This is a genomic window from Hymenobacter rubripertinctus, assembly GCF_003583925.1.
GTDB classification, from domain to species: Bacteria; Bacteroidota; Bacteroidia; order Cytophagales; family Hymenobacteraceae; genus Hymenobacter; species Hymenobacter rubripertinctus.
On sequence record NZ_QYCN01000003.1, the window covers coordinates 107,077 to 123,179 of the forward strand.

A 16,103-nucleotide genomic window follows, 5' to 3' on the forward strand; every position below is an offset into this window, starting at 1 on the left:
CGTGGATACTCAGGAATACATCGAATCTGGCATCCTTGAAGAGTACGCTCTGGGCGTACTCAGCGAGGTCGAGCGCGCCAACGTTGAGCGCATCGCACGGGAACACTTGGTTATCAACCAGGAGTTGAAAGACATCATTGCGGGCCTGGACGGCTATGCCCAGGCCCACGCCCTGCCCCCGCCGCCCGCCCTGCGGGAGCGGGTGCTTGAGGCCTGGCAACAGGCTGCCCGCGAAATGGCCCCTCCGCAAAAGGCCGCCGCAACGGCCGCCGAGGCCCTGCCGCGCATGGTGGCTTCTTCCGCCCCAATGCCCGAGGCCGCCGCCCCCCGCGAAGCCGTGGTCCGGCAGATGCCGGCCGCCGCCAACGCGGGCCGGCGCTGGATGATAGCCGCCTCCGTGGCCCTGCTGCTGCTGAGTGCCCTGGGCAACTACCTGCTCTATAGCCGCCTGAAAGAAACGGAGGCCAACCTCCAGGTTGCCCAGACGGAGCAGTCGCGCTATGCGGCCACCCAGAAAGCGGCCCTCAACGAGCGGGACCAGCAACTGGCCGTACTCCGCAACGAGGCCTTCCAGCCCGTTGACCTGAAAGGCACGCCCAAAGCCCCCGACGCCCTGGCCCGCGTGTACTACAATGCCCGCACCAAGGCCGTGTATGTGGACGTGCGCAACCTGCCCGCCCTGCCCGAGGGCAAGCAATATCAGCTCTGGGCCCTCGATAACGGCCAGCCGGTAGATGCCGGGATGCTGGCCAATGCTACCGCCGCCGGCGACAGCATCCAGCAGATGAAGAACATTGCCAGCGCCCAGGCCTTCGCCCTGACGGTGGAAGATATTGGCGGGGTGGTTTCGCCCACCATGAGCACGCTCACCGTGGTTGGCAATATCTAACTCAAGCAAAAGCTGAGAAGTAGAAGTTAAGAATTGGGTTCTGATATTGTGGTCCGGTCTGTAGAGATGAACCCGCAACGTCAGAACCGAATTTCTACCTTCTACTTCTTCGTTTTCAGCTACCCCCATGCACGGCACTATTTTCACCCTGCTCAAGCGCTACGTTCAGACCCAGTACGACCACAGTACCTGGATTCAGCTACTGGAAAACGCGGACCTGACGGCCGCCGACTTCGACCATAAGCACGTGTACCCCGACGAGCACTTGTACCGGCTAGTGGGCGAAGCGGCCACCATGACGGGCCTTTCGGCCGATGAGCTGCACGAAAAGTTTGGCGAGTACCTGGTGCCCGACCTCATGTACATGTACCAGAAACTGCTCCGGCCCGAGTGGACCACGCTGGACATGCTTGAGCACACGGAATCCACGATGCACAAGCAGGTGCGCCAGGAAAACGCCGGCAATACCCCGCCCGTGCTGCACGTAACCCGGATTTCGCCGGACGAGCTGTTTATCGACTATGTATCGGCACGGCGCATGAGCGCGCTGGCAGTCGGCATCGTGCGGGGCGTGGCCCGGTATTACGATGAGGCTGAGAGCATCGAAGTGGAGCCTACCACCAGCGAAAACGGCGAGCAGGTGCGCATCCGGGTGCGGCGCATTCGCTGACAAGTGCCCGAAAATTCGTTGTTTACCGCGTCATTCCTCTTTTAGCTCTCCCTCCCATGAACACGTACTACAATCCGGCCGATCTGGCCAAGTTTGGTAACATCACCCAGTGGCAGCCCGAAATGGGGAATAAGTTCTTCGCCTACTACGCTGAGGTGTTCAAGGACGGTGCCCTGTCGGAGCGGGAGAAAGCGCTGATTGCCCTGGCCGTGGCCCACGCCGTGCAGTGCCCCTACTGCATCGATGCCTACACGACCGACTCGCTCCAGAAAGGGGCCGATGAAGCCCAGATGATGGAAGCCGTGCACGTAGCGGCGGCCATCAAGGGCGGGGCCGCCCTGGTCCACGGGGTGCAGATGATGAACAAGGCCAAGGAGCTGACGATGTAAAAGCAAGGTGGGTACTATGAGAAATGTACTGGAGGCGGCAAGCTGAGGTAGTGGTTTTTCATCAGCATATATCCCCGCTCCGTTTCCCGCATTCTTCTCGTTTGCCACATCCCGCCCATTTATGATCAAGTCTCTCCAGGCCCGCCATGCCCCTCTGGCCGATACCGGATATCAGCTGACGGTGCTTACGGAAGCAGAGGCGGCCGGTGCCCGGTTGCCGGCCTTCGCCGAAAAGCTGCGCGAAACGGGCCTGCTGCCCCTGCGCCCGACCCGGCTCCAGATCATGCAGATCAACGTGGGCCGCATGTGCAACCAGGTGTGCAAGCACTGCCACGTAGATGCCGGACCCGACCGCACCGAAATTATGACCCGCGCCACCATGCAGCTCTGTCTGGACGCGCTGGCCCGGACCGATATCGAGCTGGTGGACCTGACGGGGGGGGCTCCCGAAATGAACCCCGACTTCCGGTGGCTGGTGGAGCAGATTTCGGCCCTGGGCCTCCGCACCATCGTGCGCTGCAACCTCACCATCATCGTGGCCAACAAGAAATACCACGACCTGCCCGAGTTCTTTGCCCGGCACAACGTGGAGGTGGTATCGTCGCTGCCCCACTTTTCGGCCGGCCGCACCGATGCCCAGCGCGGCGACGGGGTATTTGAGAAGTCGATCCGGGCCCTGAAAATGCTGAATGCCGTGGGCTACGGGCAACAAGGAACGGGCCTCACCCTGGACCTGGTCTATAACCCTTCGGGGGCCTTTATGCCGGGTGCCCAGCAGAGCCTGGAGCGCGAGTTCAAGCAGCGGCTGGGCCGGGAGCACGGCATCGTTTTCAATAGCCTGCTCACCATCACCAACCTGCCCGTGAGCCGGTTTCTGGATTATCTGCTGGAAAGTGGCAACTACGAAAGCTACATGCAGCAGCTGGTGGCCGCCTACAACCCCGTGGCGGCCGCCAACGTGATGTGCCGCACCACGCTCAGCATCGGCTGGGACGGGCAGCTCTACGACTGCGACTTCAACCAGCAGCTCGACCTGCTGGTGGCGGGCAATGCCCCCAAACACATCGGCGACTTCGACGAAGCCCGGCTCCAGGACCGCGCCATCGTGGTCAATCAGCACTGCTACGGCTGCACGGCCGGGGCGGGTTCCAGCTGCGGGGGCGCGACTACGTAACCCCCCGCCATCTTTTCCCCTTTCTCATGGCTGCTTCCTGGCTCAAATCTTCCCGGCTTCGCGTCCGCACCCTGGCCCTGCTGGCTCTGGTGCCGGCTTCGCTGGCCGCCTGCGGCCAGCAGCCGGAGCGGGCCAGATCCGGCGCCGCCACTCCCGATATGACCGCTTACGACCGGATGCTGGGCGTGCTCTACAAGCATACCGTGCCCGTAGTGCAGCCCGCCGAGTTGGCCGCCGCCCTGCAAAAAAAGCCCCAGAGCGTACTGCTGCTCGATACCCGCACCCCCGAGGAATACCAGGTGAGCCACCTGCGGGACGCGCGCTTCGTCGACTACGACCACTACCAGCAGCTCGACCTGAGCGCCATTGCGCGCACCCGGCCGGTGGTGGTGTACTGCACCGTGGGGGCGCGCAGCGAACAGGTGGGCGCCTGGTTGCGCCAGCAGGGCTTCCGGGACGTGCGCAACCTCTACGGCGGCATTTTCCAGTGGATGAACGACGGCCAGCCAGTCGTAAACGCCCAGGGTCCGACCACCAACGTTCACCCATACTCCATTCTGTGGCGGCCCTGGCTGAAAACCGGCAACCCGGTGTATAAGTGAAATGGTGAGGTGGTGAGTTTGATGTGCTGAACCCCTAGCTGCGCCAATTGCGCCATTAGGGGTTCAGCACATCAAACTCACCCCCTTACCATTTCACCACCTCATCATTTCACCCCCTCACCTTCTGGAAACGCTTATCATTTTTGCCCGCCACCCGGAGCTGGGCCGCGTGAAAACCCGGCTGGCGGCCGGCATCGGCAACGAGGCCGCCCTGGTTGTGTACCGCCGGCTGCTGGCCCATACCCGGGCCGTGGTGGCCCCGTTGGCCGCGCACAAAACCGTGTGGCTGGTCGGCGAGGGTTCGGAAACGGCCGCCGACTGGGCCGGCTTCGAGCAGCGGCCCCAGCCCACCGGCGACCTGGGCGAAAAGATGCAGGCCGCCTTCGCCCACGATTTTGCCCGGCCGGCTCAAGCCGCCGTAATTATCGGTACCGACTGCCCGGGGCTCACCACGGCGCATCTTACCGAGGCCTACGCCGCCCTGCGCACCCATGATCTGGTACTGGGGCCAGCGGTTGATGGTGGGTATTACCTGCTGGGTACGCGCGCGCTGCACGCCAGCTTGTTCGAGCACAAACCCTGGAGCACGGCCACCGTCCGGGCCGAAACCCTGGCCGACGCGGCCCGCCTGGGACTACGGGTGCATTTGCTGCCGGAATTGCAGGACGTGGACACGGCCGCCGACCTGCGCGCCTGGCACGAAGTGGCCGGCCCCAGCGCAAGCCCCGATTTGCGCGTACTTTAGCGCTTTCAGCGCTTTGTTCCCTGCCCCTATGTTTCGTGTAGTTCCGCTCGCGGCGGCCCTGGCCCTCACGGCCAGTCTGGTTTCGTGCTCCTCCGATGCGGGGCAGCAGCCTGCCACCGCCAGCGCGCCCACTCCCTCCGACAACCCCCTCACGCGCCGCGACGGCGTGTTTCAGCAGGACTGGGCCATGAACCGGCTCTGGGAAGACGGGCTGGCTGAGGTGGCCACCTACAACGCCGAGCGGGTGGTGTACGGGGGCGTGCGCCGCTTCGAGTACACGCTCATTACGGTGAAGGAGGAATTCAACCAGCAGTTCAACGTCAAAACCGACGACTACCAGCGCAAGGACTTGTTCCCGGTGATGAAGGTCAATCAGTTTTGTAGCATTGCCACCGAAAACTACCCCTACCACTACCTGACGTCGCTGTTTTTCCGCCGCGACCAGCCGGTGCAGCTGCTCAAGCTCACCACGTCGTCGCAGGAGTGGTGCGGCAACACGTTCAAAGCCATTGCCGACGACGGCCTCCAGTACCAGCAGACCTACAACTCGTACTGGGACGGGCAGGGCACGGGCCAGCGCGCCCTGCACCGCGACGTGCTGTTTGAGGATGCGCTGCCCTACACGCTGCGGGCGCTGCGCTTCGAGCAAAAACCCGAGTTCCTGGCCCGTATCTACGCCTTACAGCAAACCAGTAAGGCCTCGGCCCCGGAACTCTACGGAGCCCAGATCAAGGTAGAAGAGGGGCAGCCAACCGACACCGCCGAGCCCGCCTGGCGGGTGCGGGTACGGCTCAGCGACAAGCAGGAAAACGGCTACTGGTTTGCCAAAGCCTACCCCAACGTGCTGCTGCGCCAAACCACCTGGGACGGCCGCAACCTCTGGCTCAAGCAGGTCCGCCGCTACGCCTACTGGCCCGGAAAATAGCAGTGCCTGGTTCTTAGGGCTTCGTAGTTAGGGCTTCGTTTCGGTAATCCCTAAGCCGGCCCTGGCGGGCATCCAGCACCAGCACGACCAGCACGACCGTGTATTCCAGGGCTATCAGCGCGAGGTTTTCGGTGTAGGCCGTGGTGCGGTAGGCGGCGTAGGAGAGCCCGATCAGGCCCGACCACACCAGTGCGTAGCGGGCACGCGTGAACGTGCTCAGCAGCACTAACGGGGCCAGGTACCAGGGGTGAACAGTGGTAGCCAGCAAAAAATACAGCGTGAGCAGCAGCAGCAGCGCCCGGGGCAGGGTGGCCCAGGTGGGCCGGCGCTCGGTGAACGCGAGCAGCAACCCCCCCAGGGCCGTGAGCAGGGCCAGCGCCGGCCCGATCAGGGCAATCTGGTTGTAGCCCGTGAGCCACTGGCCGCCCGCCCGGGCCAGGTAATAAAAGCTGGCGTTGAACTCGAAATTGCGGAAGTACAAATCCAGGCTGCGGCTGATGTTGCCGAGCAGCTCCAGGCTCAGAAACGGCAGAAACAGCGCCGCCAGCCCCACGCCCAAGGCCGCCCCGAAGCCCAGTAGCCGCTGCCAGGGCAGGCGGCGCAGCAGCAGCGGCAGCACCAGCAGGGGCAGCAGCTTGGTGGCCACGGCCAGGGCCAGGGCCGCGCCGCCCGCCGCCCCCCGGCCCCGGGCCAGCAGCCAGAGCATGAGCAGCAGCAGGCCCCCTACCAGGCCCTCGAAGTGCAGGTTGCCGGTCAGCTCCACCACCACCAGCGGATTGAGCAGGTACCACAGCGCCCGCTCCCGGGGCACTCCAAACTGCCGCAGCAATGCCAGCACCAACCCGGCCGTGGCCGCTTCGCCCAGCAGCAGCAGCACCCGCAGCGCCCCCACGAAACCCCGCTCCGAGTGCGGAAACAGCCCCGCGGCCAGCCCAAATACCGCCTGATCCACGGGCGGGTACACGGAGTAGTAGTGGGGCGAATTCAGGCGGGGGTACAGGGTGGTTAGGGGGTGGTTGTTGGTTTTTGGGGGTTGGGGGGTGGCTGGGAGAAGGGCCGCTGGCTCCTGGGCCGGGGCCACCAGCTCATCGGGGCGGTAGCGGTAGGGGTTTTGGCCCTGGCTCAGCAGCAGGCCGTCCCAGCGGAAGCGGTGGTAGTCATCGGAGAAGGCGGGCAGGGCGGGCAGCCAGAGCAGGCGCAGCAGCAGGGCCGCCAGCAGCCCCTGCTTCAGGGGCAGCCCCGTTCTCAGCAGCCACCAATAGGCCCCGAACGCCACCGCCAGCAGCCCGGCCAGCTGCCCGAAGGCCGGGCGCGGCGTTGCGTAGGCCAGGAGCCCGTAAGCGGCCGCGCTCAGCAGCAGGGCAACGAAATGGGATGGCTTCATAGAAGGGAGGAAAATCCTGTGCTGTACTCTACCAAAATCAGAAAAAACCGCACAGAATTCCAAGGTTTTTTGTGCGGTTTTTTCTGATTCTGGTAAAGAACAGCACACCGTTTACGTTTGCCATCCCGGGCTGCCGCGTCATCGGCTAAGCTGCCTGATACACCAAGTCTTCAACCTGCCTAGGAAGCGTGGCGGAGCGAGTAGTAAAATACCAGTCCGTAGCCGGTGGCCAGCAGCAGGTGGGTGGGGAGCAGGCCGTATTCTTGCAGGTAAATGCCGGCCCCGATGCCGAAGAGAAAGTAGGCCGCCAGCAGGCCTTCGAGCAGGGTGAGGCCGCTGAGCAGCGAGCTGGTGCGGTAGCGGCGGCCCCGCCAGCTACCCGCCCCGGCCAGCATCCCGAGCTTGGGCGTGCGGATAAAGGCGCTGCGCTGCCCCACCAGGCCCAGCACCACGGCCCGGGCGTTGTGCAGACTCAGCCCCATGGAGAAGGCCAGAAACAGCAGCAGTTGCTCCGTGAAGCCCGCCGGCGCGGGCCGGCGGCGGGCCGCCTGCTGCCACGACGTGCGGAAATACAGCGTGAGCGGCACCAGCGTGAGCAGGAACAGGGCCGCCATGTGGAACACCGGCCGCAGCTGCTCGGCCCCCAATGCCCGCACGAACACGAGTGGCACGCTCAGCACGGCCATCAGCAGAATGGCCACGAACACGGCGCTGTTGAGCAGATGAAACGTGGCGTGCAGGCGCGTGCCCACCGACTGACCCGAATTCCAAACCTGCCGCAGGTGCTTGCGGGCGGTTTCGGCGGCGCCCTTGGTCCAGCGGAACTGCTGCGACTTGAGCGCGTCCATGGTGGCGGGCAGCTCGGCGGGGGCGGCCACGGCGGGCAGGTACCGGAACTGCCAGCCCCGCAGCTGGGCCCGGTAACTCAGGTCGAGGTCTTCGGTGAGCGTATCGGCGTGCCAGCCGCCGGCATCCTCAATGCAGGCGCGCCGCCAGATGCCGCCCGTACCGTTAAAGTTGAGGAAGTGCCCGCCGGCCTGCCGGCCCACCTGCTCCACGAAAAAATGGGCGTTCAGTCCGAAGGCCTGCAACTCGGTGAGCAGCGAGTAGTCCTCGTTGAGGTGGCCCCAGCGGGTTTGCACCACGCCGGTGCGGGCGTTGTCGGTGGTGGGGTGGTAGAAGTGCGGCACTGCCCGGCGCAGGAAATCGGGTTCGGGCAGGAAATCGGCGTCGAAAATGGCAATCAGCTCCCCGTCGGTGCAGCCGAGGCCGTAGGCCAGGGCACCGGCCTTGTAGCCGGTGCGCTCGGGCCGGCGCACGTGGCTCACGTGCACGCCCCGGGCGCGGTGGTAGGCCACCCGGGCCGCTGCCAGGGCCACCGTATCATCGGTCGAGTCGTCGAGCACCTGCACGTGCAGGCGGTCGGGGGGGTAGTCGAGGGCGGCAGCGGCGTCGATCAGGCGCTCCACCACGTTCTGCTCGTTGTAGATGGGGAGCTGCACCGTAAGCCGGGGCCAGGTGGCCGGGGGCGGTGGTTCGGGCAGGGCGGGGGCACTGTAGGCTCGTCGGGCCAGCCGCGTAAGCTGCCATTGCGTGAGGCTGAAGCCCAGCAGTAGCAGCAGACACAGGCCGTAAAGGGCCATCAACAGAACTTGCAAAACGAGCATTTACGGGAAACTTGGGGGCTTGGGGTGGGGGAGAGAGTCGGGCGCGGGGTGGGCGGCCGCCGACGGGGTAAGCGGGTGGCAAAGGGGCTCCGGCCGCGCGAAGCCGCCTACAACGCCCCTTGGCCGCCGCGCTTTTTCCGCCTTACAAGTACCGGAAAATCGTCCAGAGGATTTTGTAGCCGGCCCCCAGGGTGCCTTTTACGGTGCCCGACACCTTGCTCACGCCAATGCGGCGGCGGTAGCGGACGGGCACTTCCACGGAGCGCAGCCGGAGCTTGGCGGCCTTGAGCTGCATCTCCACCGTCCAGCCGTAGGTGGTATCGCGCATATCGATACGTTGCAGGGCCTCGCGCCGGATTGCCCGGAACGGCCCCAGGTCGGTGAAGCGGGTGCCGTAGAAGCGGTGCAGTAGGGTAGTGGCCAGCCAGTTGCCAAACAGCTGCTGGGGCAGCATGGAGCCCGCTTCCCGCTCGCCCAGGGCCCGGGATCCAATCACCAGATCGGCCTCGTCGCGCAGAATGGGCTGCACCAGGGCCGTCATGTCGGCCGGAAAATCGGAGTAGTCGCCGTCGAGAAACACGATGATGTCGGCCTGCTCGGGCAGGGGGCGGGCGAAGCAGTGGGCCATGCCGGCCAGGCAGGCGTGGCCGTAGCCGGGGCGGGGCTCGCGCAGCACGGTGGCCCCGGCCGCCCGGGCCACCGGACCGGTCTGGTCCCGGGAGTTGTTATCAACCACGATGACCTCCCGCACCAGGCCCGCCGGAATTTCGGCCAGCACCCTGGCAATAGACTGCTCCTCGTTGAAGGCAGGAATGATGACGTCGATGACCATGCGGGCGGGCGGAAGCAGCGGGGGCGGATCAGGCCGGCCCGGCTGCGGGCAAATCAAAAGAAGTGCAAAGATGCACAGTTGCGCCGGCTTGAGTCCTCACAAAAGTATCCCGGGCCGGGTTTTCGGGTCGGTTGATCGTTTTGGCCTACTTTTGCGCTGCCCCGTTTTGGGGCTGAACCCGCGCGGTCCGCCGTGCCTTATGCCGGCTCCGCGCCGTTTTGCTTATGCTCCAGATTGGCGACCAGGCCCCCGATTTCACCCTGAACACAACGTCGGGCGAACCGTTCCGGCTCAGCGACCTGCGCGGCCAGCGCAACGTAGTGCTCTACTTCTACCCCAAAGACGATACGCCCGGCTGCACGGCCGAAGCCTGCTCCTTCCGCGACCAGTACCAGGACTTTCAGGACCTCGGGGCCGAGGTCATCGGTGTCAGCTCCGATTCGGAAGCTTCGCACCAGAAATTCACCCAGAAGCACCGCCTGCCCTTCCCGCTGCTGGCCGACGCCGGCGGCCAGGTGCGCAAGCGCTACGAAGTGCCCCGCGCTCTGCTGGGCCTGCTGCCCGGCCGCGTCACGTTCGTCATCGACAAGCAGGGCCTCATTCAGTACGTGTTCAACTCCATGAGCCGCGCCACCGACCACGTGAGCACGACCAAGGACGTGCTCAAGAAGCTGCTGGCGGATGGCTGATGGTAGCCGTTCAACCTGTTGGCCGTTCTACCGATATGCCGCCCCGCCGGGGCTCAGGGAACCGGTACTGCCTTCTGTCCTACGTTTACTCAGCTAACAGCTAACAGCTAACAGCTAACAGCTAACAACCCCAAACCATGTCCGGCTTATTCCAGGAAGTATTTGAACGGGCCCGCCAGGAGAAGCGGCTGCTGGGCGTGCGCACCAGCCAGAGCGAACCGGGCCGGTTTTCGGTGGGCTACGTGCTGAGCTTCTCCGACGAGGTGGTGGTGCTGCGCATCATCAACCGCGACGGGATGTCCACCGCCATCCAGTCGTTCAACATGGCGGAGGTGTTCCAGCTCGATTACGACGACCAGTACATCCGCCACGTGGAGTTCAAGGCCGATAATCTCGACAAAGTGTACGCCGGCCTCAAGTCGCCCGCGTTTTTGGAGCAGGAGTACGTAACGGTGCCGCTGCTGCTGGCGCGCGCCCACGAGCAGGGCCAGCTCGTGAACGTGTACACCCACCTGGGCATGGATTACTACGGCTACGTGCGCCGCCTCACGGCCGAGCAGATTCTGATGGAGTGCTACACCGAGTACGGCACCCCCGACGGGCTGGTGGTGTTTCGCGTTGAAGACGTGCGCAACTTCATCTGGAGCAACGAGGATACCCGGGTGCTGGAGCTGCGCCTCAAGCCGCGGGGCAGCCTGGAGGGGTAGCCCGCCCGCCGGATGCCCCGGCCGGACACGAAAGGGGCCGTAGGGCGGAACCTATTTCCGCTCGCTACGGCCCCTTTTGTGTTCAGCATGTTTTCCGTAAATTGACCGTATTTCACCTGGTTCGCCCCTTGAAAACGGGCATAGGCCGCTGAGCTGTCCGGCAAAGTAGCCACTCGTGGTGCCCACGCATACTGTTTGCCGGCTGGTAAGTATCAGTCGCAACCCTGTTTTTTTACGTAATCCGGGTACTGACAAAGAGAAACTGTCTTTGCGCCAGCCCGTTTGCCGCCCTGCCCTGCCCTGCCCTGCCCTGCCCTGCCCTGCCCTGCCCTGCCCTGCCGTCCTCGAGTCCTTTCCGACTTCCATTCGCATGTCCACACCTACCTTTTGCCTCTTTTCATGCCGAACTCACGAGTGCCTTCCCGGGCAGCCTCCAACATGTCACTGGTCATCTCCTATGAGGAGTGCCTTCAGTACGTTCAGAACGAGTTGAATTCCTTTATGCACGGCGAGCTGAAACCGTGGACCGAGCGCCAGCAGCTCAACTACTCCATGATCGTGAACGTGAAGAACGGCCGGGTACCCCGCCCGATTCCGAAGCTGGTGCAGAAGATTATGGGCGTATTCGGGTTCCATCTGGAAGCCCGGCGCATCAGGCAGGAAGACCGGTTTGTGGCGGAATATACCCTTGTGGATGCCGACGAGATAAAGGCCTTCTGTTCGCAGAGCGTCTAATTGCTTGCTTCGGGGAGTACGGTAGCCTGCTGTTCACTCATTCGGGAAGTGCCCTAACCGGGGACCGGCAAACAACGCCTGTTTCCAAAAACCGCGCGTACGCCGGTGGGCCAGCCCCGGGCCGCTACTTCCACTTTTCGGGAAATACACTGACGCCCAGCATCAGGAACCGGGGCAGGCGGTCGACGGCTTCTTCGCGCTGCACATAGTTGGAGAAGGAGTTGGTGTAGAAGGATTGCACGTTCAGGGCGTTGCGAAGGGTAAGGGCCACTTTTACCCGGTCGTTGCTGCCCAGGTACTTGCTCGCCGTCAGGTCGAGCAGGGAATTGACGTTCATGCCCCCCCGGGCGTAGCGGTTGACGAAGCCGGCGTACATGCCTTCCACGTAGAAATTGCCGGCCCACTTCTTCTCCACGCGTAGCGTAGGCTCGGCGCGCCCGTTGAGCACGTTGGCGGCCGTGGTCGGGGTGCTCTGGCGGGTCAGGGTGGTGCGAACATCGAGTTTGGCGCTTAGCGTAGGCGTTACCCGCCACTTGGTGCCCAACGCCACCACCGTCACCATCGTCCGCAGCGGAATCACGGCGGCCTGGGTGATGAGGTAGCCGTTCAGCCACTGGGTAGTTGCCAGGCCATAGAGGCTATACGGCCGGAGCTGATGATACTGGTACCAGAGCAGCGAAACCCCGGTCGTCCTCACCGAGCGGTACTGCTGGTAGGACTGGGTGAGAAATCCCAGCGAATTTATCCGGGTGCTCGTCAGCACGGGGTTGTCGTCGAGGCCGTAGCGACCCGTCAGGCTGAGGCGGTTGCTGCGGTAGTCCGTGCTCAGGCTTACTTCCGCGCTCTGGCGCGCGGTGCTGGTCAGCCAGGCATTGCCCACGCGGATGGTCTGAAGGTTGGTGCTGTCGGCAACGGGAAAAAGCTGCTCGGTGGTCGGCAGGGCCTGGGTCTGACCGTAGCGCAAAGACAGCTTGGTCACCGCGTCGGGGCGGTATTCCAGAAACAAGCCGGGCAGCCAGGCCGTCCGGCTCAGGCCGTCCTGCTGGTCGGGGGCAATGCGTCGGTGGGTGCGCCAGTGCCAAAGCGCAACGCTGCCCAGCGCGCTGAACCGCGGGGTTTTGTAGTAGAGGGCTGTCTGGGCCGTCTGCTGGGTGTTGTCAACCCGGAAATCCGGCAAGCTCAGCCCGGCCGCGCCAAGCTGCCGGCCCTGGTCGTCGTACCGATACCCCCGCTGGTCTACTGGCAGCAGTTCGCGGAGCCAGCTTGCTTTCGCTTCCACCAGCACCCGCCGGCTTATGGGCAGCGCGTGCAGGGCTTGCAGCTCGAAGCGCTGCTCGGGGGCCGTCCGGTCAATCCGGTTGCGGAATTCGGCCCGCTGCTGCTCCCGGACCAGGGCGTTGTCGTAGCGCTGATCCAGGTTGCGGGTGCCGTAGCCGTAGCGGGCATACAGGGAGCTGACGTGGGCCGGGCGCTTGTGCCGGTACACGCCCACCGCCTGCTGGGTGGTGTAGAGCTGTTGCTCGGTCTGGTCGTTGAACCGGCGCAGCGCCGTGGCCGCCAGCAGGGTGTCGGCCCTTCGTAGCCGGGTATCAAATTCGGCCCGTAACGTAGTCTGGGCATGCTGCCAGTAGTTGGTACTGGCCACGGCCAGCGTCAGGCGGGGCGCGAGTGTCCACTTCGCGTTGAAATAGGCCGTTATCTTGGTCCGCTGGCTGGTATCGTCGATGCGGCCGCTTTCCGTTTGCTCCAGCGGGGGCAGGAAGCGGGTGGTCAGCAGCGAGCGGGTGGCCGCCTGCCGGGTCCGGTCGAACAACACGTAGCCGAACATTTCGCTGGCCTTACCGCTGCGGTTGTAGTTGAGCCCCCCGTTGGTAGAAGCAACGTCGCCCACGTTCAGGGGCGACTCCACCAGGTTCTGCACCGTGCGGTCGGCCTGCACGGCGGCCGGGCGGGGCAGCGCCGATTCGGTAACGGAATAAACGCCCTGCATGCCTTTGAACACCACATCCCGCACCAGGTTGTTGCGCTCGTCGTTCGTGAGGGCCTGCTCATACACGTTGTTGGTGGTGAGGAAGGCGTTCAGAAAAGAGCCCGGGCGCAGGCGACTCATCCGGCCGGTGGCCAGGTAGGTGCCGGACGTACCGGCCAGCCCTTCCAGTTTGCCGTAGCTACCCGCCTTACGGTCGTCCTTGAGCCGGATATTCAGGGCCGATTTCTGGTCGCCCTCCGCGCCGGTGGCGGCCATCACTTCCAGGTCCTTGATCATGTCGGCATTAAGGGCCTCCAGGGTGGCCTTGGCATTGCCCCCGTATAAGGTCTTGCCATCAACTGTCACCTGATCCACGGTTTTGCCCATGATCCGGACCTGGCCGTTGGCATCAACCGAGGCTCCCGGCACGTTGTTGAGCAGGTCCGTTGCGCTGGCGTGGGGTTGGGTTTTCACGCTGTCTACGCTGATAACCAGCGTGTCGCCCCGGTACCGAACGGCCCGGTCGGAGGCAATTTTCACCTCGTCCAGCATCACCACGCGCGGCTCCAAGGTGAGGTGCAGCGGCCGGCCGGAAAGCGTGTCGGTCCGCACCGTCAGACGCCGCATCGCGTAGCCTTCGGCCTCCACTACCAGCGTAGTGGGGGGGCTGCCCGGGCCGTACCCCACCCACAGGCAGGTGTCGGCGGTTATCACCAACTGCGGTCCGGCGTTAATCGATACCTTTTTCGTGGGCGGCATACTACCCACGTCGCCTGCCGCAAAGTGCAGGCACAACCGGAGCTGCCGGTTCTGCTGGCCGTGGGCGGCGCTCAGGACCAGCAGCAGCAACAGCAACAGCAGACTAAGTAGGGGTTTGCGCATAGTCGATAGTCTCCCTGGTCCTCTCCGCCTCTCTGCTCTGATGCTTATGTAGGGCGTCGCCCGTATGGCCTGCTCGCAGCAGGGCGGCCGAGGCGCTGGGGCTGACCGATCAGGCAAAAACAGGGGTAGGGGCCGCGGGCCAAATTAGCATTTCTTTGCCGCTGGTGAGCCAGGGTAAACAACCAAAAGTACCCTAACCTCCCCCGGCCGTCCCCTTCTGGCAGAGGAGGACATCCGGAAAGGCGGTTAGGGTACCAGCAGGCAATGGGCTCACCGAAAGCAGGAATTAGTCCTGGATGATGATGATGATGACCGTACCATCATCGAAAATGATGATGATGACGGTGGTTTCCTGCAGGACGGACTTTTTAATCGAGTAGTTTGACTGGTTGGCCGTCAGGGTGCTGATAAGCGCATCGGCTTCCTGCTGGGAGGCCACGGTGATGGTTTGCTTGGTGGGGGCCGTTGCCAGCGTGGTAGCCGGGGCAACGGTAGTGGCCGTAGCAGAGGCGGCGAAGCTAGCCGAGGAGGCGGCGAAGAGGACGGCGAGGGAGAAGAATAATTTTTTCATGATGGCTGAAGTTTGTTTTGGTTGCTTGAAAACGTGTGAGTTAAGCGGTGAGCCTGCGACAAGAATAGAGAAGAAAAATGAGAAAAGAAATACCGAGTGTATATTTTATAAATAGATTAAATAACCTTGCTTTTCCCACCTTATTCAGCCTACTTGGCGGTTGAATGCGCTCCGAATTGCTTCCTTGTTCCTTGCCCTACTCTCAGCACATATGAAAACGAACCGGACCTTATGGCTTGCCACTCTCTTAAGCGCCGGCCTGGTTGGTGCCCAGGCCCCAACAGCCGATGGCCGCCTGCCGGCGCTACCCAAGGGGTTTGATCCGGCTTACCTGGCGGGCAAGAAAATCGTTAGCACCATCAAGCTATCCAAAGTGGAAAACGGGGCCTCGCCGGCCGCTACCGGCGGCAGCAGTATTTCGGTAGCCGGACCCAGCGACCAGCTTATCTCCCGGCGGCTACAGGTGAAGAAAACGGGCAGCAGCGGGGAGCTGTCATTGGAGCGGATCGTGCAGCAGGTGCAGATGACCGTTGTTTCCGTGCTGGGAAAAAGCGTGTACGACTCCGAGAATACATTCGAGCAGGACCAGGTGGCCGCCGCCCTCGGGCAGCGCTACGACCCCTACGTGCGCAAAACGTTCAAATCGGTTTACCAGCCCACGACCGGTACGCTGAGCCAGCAGGATACTGACCCCAAGTTTGATAACCTGTGGAGTCAGAATGTTCCCAACCTTATTTCGGTGCCGGCCTTCCAGGGTTTTTTCCTGCGCCTGCCCCCTAAAAGCGTAAGTCCGGGCAGCAGCTGGAAGGATAGCGTGGTGGTGGGCTCAACCACGTGGCTCAATACCTACAAAGTGCTGAGCCAGCAGGGCGAAATACTGGTCGTACGGATTGAAAACCGGGGCCTGACCGGGGCCGGCTCCACGTCGCAAACCAATCGGAGCGGGGCCGTAACGGCGACCAGCACGAGCGATACCAGCTACGAAGGGGAAGCCAGAGTGAGGCAAAGCAGCGGGTTTATTGAAGAACTCGACGTGATGAAGAAATCGAACGCAACGGTTTTAGCGCTGGGGCAAAACATGCGCAATAGCACGACATCCCGCATCACGGTGAAAAACACAGTGGACTAGCCCCCACTCCACCTGCTCTGGTAAGGTGCCAGAGTCGCCACTTCAGGCTGCGGACCGGAAACCAGGTCTGGTTCCTCGCCTTGCCAAGGAGGGAACCCCGTTTTCTGCCCCTGAATACAGTAGCTCGTAACTGGGGCTACTATA

At 63.4% G+C, this 16,103-nt stretch carries 16 protein-coding genes; 11 read left to right on the forward strand and 5 right to left on the reverse strand.

All coding sequences use genetic code 11. The features are described 5' to 3' along the window. Position 1 precedes the first annotated feature (1 nt). The 7 genes from D0T11_RS02645 (at position 2) to D0T11_RS02675 (ending at position 5,394) form a co-directional block, all read left to right on the forward strand. A complete protein-coding gene (locus D0T11_RS02645; protein ID WP_182888214.1) occupies positions 2-889 on the forward strand; it encodes an anti-sigma factor in 888 nt (295 codons plus the stop codon). A gap of 127 nt (positions 890-1,016) precedes the next feature. After that, complete coding sequence (locus D0T11_RS02650) at positions 1,017-1,559, forward strand: heme NO-binding domain-containing protein (RefSeq protein WP_119654235.1); 543 nt, start codon at positions 1,017-1,019, stop codon at positions 1,557-1,559. A 56-nt stretch (positions 1,560-1,615) separates the two neighbouring features. Then, positions 1,616-1,948, forward strand: coding sequence for an arsenosugar biosynthesis-associated peroxidase-like protein (locus tag D0T11_RS02655; protein WP_119654236.1), 333 nt, complete (start codon positions 1,616-1,618; stop codon positions 1,946-1,948). Positions 1,949-2,072: 124 nt separating this feature from the next. Further along, on the forward strand, positions 2,073-3,122 hold the full coding sequence (gene arsS, locus D0T11_RS02660; RefSeq protein WP_119654357.1) for an arsenosugar biosynthesis radical SAM (seleno)protein ArsS: 1,050 nt from the start codon (positions 2,073-2,075) through the stop codon (positions 3,120-3,122). A gap of 26 nt (positions 3,123-3,148) precedes the next feature. Continuing rightward, on the forward strand, positions 3,149-3,724 hold the full coding sequence (locus tag D0T11_RS02665) for a rhodanese-like domain-containing protein (protein ID WP_119654237.1): 576 nt from the start codon (positions 3,149-3,151) through the stop codon (positions 3,722-3,724). 139 nt (positions 3,725-3,863) lie between these two features. Then, on the forward strand, positions 3,864-4,469 hold the full coding sequence (locus D0T11_RS02670) for a TIGR04282 family arsenosugar biosynthesis glycosyltransferase (RefSeq protein ID WP_262681672.1): 606 nt from the start codon (positions 3,864-3,866) through the stop codon (positions 4,467-4,469). 28 nt (positions 4,470-4,497) lie between these two features. Then, complete coding sequence (locus tag D0T11_RS02675) at positions 4,498-5,394, forward strand: hypothetical protein (RefSeq protein ID WP_119654239.1); 897 nt, start codon at positions 4,498-4,500, stop codon at positions 5,392-5,394. 13 nt (positions 5,395-5,407) lie between these two features. On the opposite strand, the gene D0T11_RS02680 is transcribed toward D0T11_RS02675, so the two are convergent. The 3 genes from D0T11_RS02680 to D0T11_RS02690 all read right to left on the reverse strand — a co-directional run bounded on the left by D0T11_RS02680 (position 5,408) and on the right by D0T11_RS02690 (position 9,277). Continuing rightward, positions 5,408-6,778 (reverse strand): glycosyltransferase 87 family protein, encoded by a 1,371-nt coding sequence (locus tag D0T11_RS02680; RefSeq protein WP_119654240.1) that lies wholly within the window; start codon positions 6,776-6,778, stop codon positions 5,408-5,410. A gap of 179 nt (positions 6,779-6,957) precedes the next feature. Next, entirely contained in the window at positions 6,958-8,445 is a 1,488-nt protein-coding gene (locus D0T11_RS02685) for a cellulose synthase family protein (protein WP_119654241.1), read from the reverse strand. 142 nt (positions 8,446-8,587) lie between these two features. Beyond that, positions 8,588-9,277, reverse strand: a complete 690-nt coding sequence (locus tag D0T11_RS02690; protein ID WP_119654242.1) for a glycosyltransferase family 2 protein — start codon at positions 9,275-9,277, stop codon at positions 8,588-8,590. 224 nt (positions 9,278-9,501) lie between these two features. Here D0T11_RS02690 and D0T11_RS02695 point away from each other — a divergent pair, with 224 nt between their 5' ends. From D0T11_RS02695 to D0T11_RS02705, 3 genes are all read left to right on the forward strand, one after another. Then, positions 9,502-9,966 (forward strand): peroxiredoxin, encoded by a 465-nt coding sequence (locus D0T11_RS02695; RefSeq protein WP_119654243.1) that lies wholly within the window; start codon positions 9,502-9,504, stop codon positions 9,964-9,966. Between the two features lie 137 nt (positions 9,967-10,103). Beyond that, positions 10,104-10,673, forward strand: coding sequence for a hypothetical protein (locus tag D0T11_RS02700; protein ID WP_119654244.1), 570 nt, complete (start codon positions 10,104-10,106; stop codon positions 10,671-10,673). A 438-nt stretch (positions 10,674-11,111) separates the two neighbouring features. Further along, positions 11,112-11,408 (forward strand): hypothetical protein, encoded by a 297-nt coding sequence (locus tag D0T11_RS02705; protein WP_119654245.1) that lies wholly within the window; start codon positions 11,112-11,114, stop codon positions 11,406-11,408. Positions 11,409-11,532: 124 nt separating this feature from the next. On the opposite strand, the gene D0T11_RS02710 is transcribed toward D0T11_RS02705, so the two are convergent. Both D0T11_RS02710 and D0T11_RS02715 read right to left on the reverse strand, forming a co-directional pair. Beyond that, positions 11,533-14,259, reverse strand: a complete 2,727-nt coding sequence (locus D0T11_RS02710; RefSeq protein WP_119654246.1) for an outer membrane beta-barrel protein — start codon at positions 14,257-14,259, stop codon at positions 11,533-11,535. Positions 14,260-14,545: 286 nt separating this feature from the next. Next, the gene (locus D0T11_RS02715; RefSeq protein WP_119654247.1) at positions 14,546-14,830 is read right to left on the reverse strand and encodes a hypothetical protein; all 285 of its coding nucleotides are present in this window, start codon (positions 14,828-14,830) and stop codon (positions 14,546-14,548) included. A gap of 211 nt (positions 14,831-15,041) precedes the next feature. On the opposite strand from D0T11_RS02715, the gene D0T11_RS02720 reads away from it, so the two are divergent. Further along, entirely contained in the window at positions 15,042-15,959 is a 918-nt protein-coding gene (locus D0T11_RS02720; RefSeq protein WP_119654248.1) for a hypothetical protein, read from the forward strand. Positions 15,960-16,103 lie beyond the last annotated feature (144 nt).